A 2,617-nucleotide genomic window follows, 5' to 3' on the forward strand; every position below is an offset into this window, starting at 1 on the left:
GAGGTGTATAAGAGACAGGGGGACGAGCCGTTCTTGCCGGGGAAAGGGCTGGCGGCCGGGCCTCCGGTCGTTCCGGATGCCGGTGTGCCCCGGCCTGCGCCCATGGTGGATCGCAGGGGCATGGTGGACGCGTTCGCGGGCGAGTTCGTCGGCGGGGCGACATGGCGGGCGATGCTCGCGGTGCTGGAGGGCGCGTTCCCCGGGATGGGGATCGCCTCGGCGCTCGCGCGGCGCAGTGATGTGGCGATGGACGTGCTCGACCGGAAGGCGGCGGCGACGCTCGGCGTGCCGGTGTGGACGGACGACGCCGGGATGGTGTTCGACCTCAGCGCCCATTTCGGCGTGCGGACCGTCCGGTCGCCGCGGGCGCGGGCGGTTACGGCGCGGGCGTCCAGGCCCTACGCGGGGGCGTTCGTCATCGACACGCTCGATCCGCTGCGCTATCACCGGGCGGTCGGCGGGCCGAGGGCGCCGCGCGACCTGCCGGGGGAAGGCGCGCTGCCGGTGCCGTCCGGGACGGAGGACGACGACAGCGGCGTCGTGATCGTCGCGAACCTCACGCAGGCGGGCGTGCGGGTGCTGGACTCGGCGGCGCTGTGGCGGTACGCGGGCCGGGTCGTCACCGGAACGCTGCGCGAACCGGAGCGGGCGCGGGTGCGGCGGGCGCTGCGGGCGCTGCGGCGGGTCGTGTTCGTCGACCCGGATCTGCGGCTCGGGCTGTGCCTGCAGATCGACGCGGCGCGGGTGCCGCGGTGCCTGCTCGCGTTCGGCGTGGACGAGGACGGTGTGCACCGGTTCGTCCGGCCGTGATCAGTCGTCGGAGCGCAGCCAGGTCAGGTCGCGCTGCCGGTCGGCGGGCAGTTCGCGGATGTGGTCGACGAGCTGCCACGGCTCCGGCGGCGTGCTCTCCTCGTCCGGGAGCACGCCGCAGAGCAGCGCGCTCTGCGTGCTGACCGCGACGAACGGGCCGAACCGGGCGATCCCCCCGCCGCGCAGCGACGCGAGTTCGGTCAGCAGCGCGCTGACGGCGGACGCGTCCTGCGGGTCGTAGAGGCCGCGCACGTAGGAGAACAGGTCCTCGGCGAGGACGTCGGGCCGCCGTCCCGACATGTGGTAGACGGTGCCCCAGTAGGTGCCGGTGGCCTGCGCGGAGCGCTGGTCGCGGATGCGGACGCGCAGCCCGCACTCGGCCGCGCACTTCTCGTACGCCTCGGCGAGCAGCGCCTCGCCCTCGCCCTCCTCGCTGAGCAGGACGCCGGTGACGACGCCCTCCTCGCGGTCCAGCCGGTCGAGCATCTCGCGGTGCAGCTCCAGGACGTCATGCTCCACGGCGTCGAGGGAGCGGGCCAGGGCGCGCTGGGCGTCGCGGTCGAGGTCGATGCCGGCCAGTTCCTCGGAGATGTCGCCGAACTGCTTCTCCAGCCGCTCCACCCGACCGGTGACGGAGTCCAGCTTCTCCAGGACGGCGGCGGGCGGCTCCTCCGGCTGGGGCGGGATGGGGATGCCGGCCGGCTCGGTGGCGTTGTCCACGACCGTCTTGAGGTCCTGGTGGTCGCGGGCGAGCCTGTCCAGCCGGTCCTGCAGGATGCGCAGGTCCTCCTGGGCACGGGGGAGCCGCTTGTCGGATGCCAGGTAGAGCTCGCGTCCGGCGATCGCGAGGCAGAGCAGAACCAGGATCACGGTCGTCATGGGACTCCTCGGGAAGCGGGCTGCGCTCTCGACGATAACCAGACGCGGCCGGATTGGACGAGGACGCGGCGCATCTCGTCCGAATGGTCCCGCATTTCCCGCCGTCGAGGGGGGCGGGGAGCGGTCAGCCGAAGAGGCCGCCCAGCAGGCCGCCGAGGATCTCCGCGGCGCCGCCGGCGATGTCCCCGGCCACGTCGCCCGCGATGTCCCCGGCGACGCCGCCGGCCGCGTCCGCGATCATGCCGCCGGCGACGTTGCCCGCGTATCCGGCGACGGCGCTGCCGAACGCGTCCACCGGGGCGCCGGCGACGTAGCCCGCCACGTTCGCGGCCTGGCCCACCGCGTCGCCCATGGCGCCGATCGCCATGCCTCCGGCGACACCGGCCACCGCGGCGCCGCCGACCAGGCCGGCCGCGGCGATGCCGTGGTGCCCGTGCCGGTGGTGCCCGTGGTAGCCGGGCGGGCCGTGGTGGACGTGCACGGGCGGCGGCCCGGGCCGGCCGTGCGCCGGCGGAGGCGGGTAGCCGGCCGGGCCGGGCGGAGCGGGCGGCGGCGGCCCGGCGTGACCCGGCGCCGCCGGATAAGGCCCGCCGGGCGCGGGCGGCGGGACGGCGCCGTGCGGGACGTGTCCCGGCGCGGGCGGCGGTCCCCCGGGGACGGACGGTCCGCCGGGCGCGGGTGGTGGGCCGCCGTGGCCGGGGGCGGACATGCCGCCGGGTGCCGGCGGCGGTGTGGCCCCGTACGGGAACTGGCCGGGCGGAGGCGGCAGGGTGTTGGGGCCGAGCGGAGGCGTTGAACCGTACGGGGGCTGGCCCTGAGTCAGAGGCGGCGCGCCATGCCCGAAGCCGCCGGGGGGCGTGGCTCCATGGGGGGAATGACCGGGTGTCGGTCCGCCGGGAGGCGGGAAGGCGCCGGGCGGGAAGTTCGC

Annotated in this window: 3 protein-coding genes; 1 reads left to right on the top strand and 2 read right to left on the bottom strand. The window is 76.0% G+C overall.

Going from position 1 to position 2,617, the window contains the following annotated elements; all coding sequences use genetic code 11:
• The first annotated feature begins 102 nt into the window (after nt 1–102).
• Nucleotides 103–810 (top strand): hypothetical protein, encoded by a 708-nt coding sequence (locus E1284_RS40055; RefSeq protein WP_131945336.1) that lies wholly within the window; start codon nt 103–105, stop codon nt 808–810.
• Here E1284_RS40055 and E1284_RS40060 read toward each other — a convergent pair whose 3' ends face one another.
• Together E1284_RS40060 and E1284_RS42250 are read right to left on the bottom strand one after the other, a co-directional pair.
• A complete protein-coding gene (locus tag E1284_RS40060; protein ID WP_131945337.1) occupies nt 811–1,689 on the bottom strand; it encodes a hypothetical protein in 879 nt (292 codons plus the stop codon).
• Between the two features lie 124 nt (nt 1,690–1,813).
• Nucleotides 1,814–2,398, bottom strand: a complete 585-nt coding sequence (locus E1284_RS42250; RefSeq protein ID WP_165965624.1) for a hypothetical protein — start codon at nt 2,396–2,398, stop codon at nt 1,814–1,816.
• Nucleotides 2,399–2,617: the final 219 nt, after the last annotated feature.

Origin of the sequence: Actinomadura bangladeshensis, assembly GCF_004348335.1 — a bacterium.
Taxonomy (GTDB): Bacteria; Actinomycetota; Actinomycetes; order Streptosporangiales; family Streptosporangiaceae; genus Spirillospora; species Spirillospora bangladeshensis.